At 31.5% G+C, this 1615-nt stretch carries 2 protein-coding genes; both read left to right on the top strand.

Going from position 1 to position 1615, the window contains the following annotated elements:
* Nucleotides 1-147 precede the first annotated feature (147 nt).
* Complete coding sequence (locus FTV41_RS14660; RefSeq protein ID WP_179996756.1) at nt 148-477, top strand: helix-turn-helix domain-containing protein; 330 nt, start codon at nt 148-150, stop codon at nt 475-477.
* A gap of 32 nt (nt 478-509) precedes the next feature.
* A complete protein-coding gene (locus tag FTV41_RS14655; RefSeq protein ID WP_163146744.1) occupies nt 510-1334 on the top strand; it encodes an ImmA/IrrE family metallo-endopeptidase in 825 nt (274 codons plus the stop codon).
* Nucleotides 1335-1615: the final 281 nt, after the last annotated feature.

The following is a 1615-nucleotide window of genomic DNA, read 5'->3' as shown; positions in this document are numbered from 1 at the left end:
CAGACATATTTCGCTCCTAATATTGTCGAATTCGACAACTAAATGTTGTCACAAATATTATTAACACTACTTGTCGAATTCGTCAACAAAATTTCTCTATTTCGAATTATTATAGAAATACAAAAATATAATCAGTAGAATAGAATTATGAATACAGAATCTAATGAAACCTACGTGTTTCCTGAACGGCTTAAAGCGATAAGAGAGTTACGTAAACTAACTCAAGCTCAATTGGCTGAAAAATCTAAAATGCCTTCTACCTCAATTTCACATTTGGAAGCTGGGTCAAGAAAACCATCTTTTGATAATTTGAGAAAATTAGGAATAGCGCTAGAAGTATCTACAGATTACTTACTAGGACGAGTAGATAGTTTTGAAGGAACTAATACGGACACTCTATTTAGAGATCTTCAAAACTTAACAGATAGTGATAGAGAAACTATTCGACGATTTGCAGAGTCACTAAGAAATAAATAAACTATTTATTTCTTAGTACATTGAATAAGATAATGTCTAATAACACCAAACAATATATTGAAAAAGCAGCTACTCAGATTAGACAGGATTACGATTTAATCGATTATGAAATAGATCTTTTTAAATTAGGTGAAGAACTAGGGATTGATATACAAACTCAATCTCAAAAGAGTCATGGTATTTCTGGAGCGCTTATTAGGAATGGCAATGATTTCCTAATCTACTATGCTTCTTCTATCAATAATATTCCATATCAACGATTCAGTATTGCCCATGAATTTGGGCATTATTTTTTACCTGAACATCCTGAAAATATCTTTAATAAAAATGGTACTCATTTTTCAAGTGCAGGTTCGAGCAGTAAAGATCCCTATGAAAGAGAAGCAGACTATTTTTCTACCTGCTTACTAATGCCTAAATTTCTTTTTGAAAAGGAAATGTATAAATACAATGACGGCTTAGAAGCAATTAAGTCTTTAGCTAGTATTTTCAATACGTCCTTAACCTCTACAGCTATACGATATATTGAACTTACTGAAGCACCTGCGCTATTAATTATCAGTTCAAATGGTAAAGTAGATGCTGTTTTCGATACTAAGGAACTACGTAAGTTTGGAAAGTGTATTTATATAAAAAACAAAGTCTTACCAAATAAAAATATAATTTCAACTGAGCTATCAAAAAAAGAAATTTTTCTTAATGAATGGATTGATACAAATCATCGTATTAAAGCAATTGAGGAAAGTATCACATTGGGATCTTATGAAAAAACTCTCACAGTAATCACAACAAATACTTTATATGAAGAGATTGAAGATGAGTTTAGTGATACATGGGAACCCCCTTCATTCAAATAGTATATTAAATATACAGTTTCTTATTTAACATAAAATCTCTTACGCGAAGTTGGTTTGTAAGCCCAAAATAGAAATGTCTGATTTCTCCAAAGTAAAAATGTTCACTTTTAGAATATGTGCTTTTGCGATTGTCGAAGCAGACGATTTTATATGTTAGCGTCATGCCAGATAAAGAACTTAAAAGATTGTCAATCTTGCAGGAAATCTGCGATCAACGCATACCTCAAACCTAGTCTGCTCAGTTACTTCATATTTCAAAACGTCAGATCAGACGTTTACTG

Origin of the sequence: Acinetobacter sp. YH16051 (genome assembly GCF_013417135.1) — a bacterium.
Taxonomy (GTDB): Bacteria; Pseudomonadota; Gammaproteobacteria; order Pseudomonadales; family Moraxellaceae; genus Acinetobacter; species Acinetobacter towneri.
This window is presented reverse-complemented; position numbering and strand designations above follow the sequence as displayed.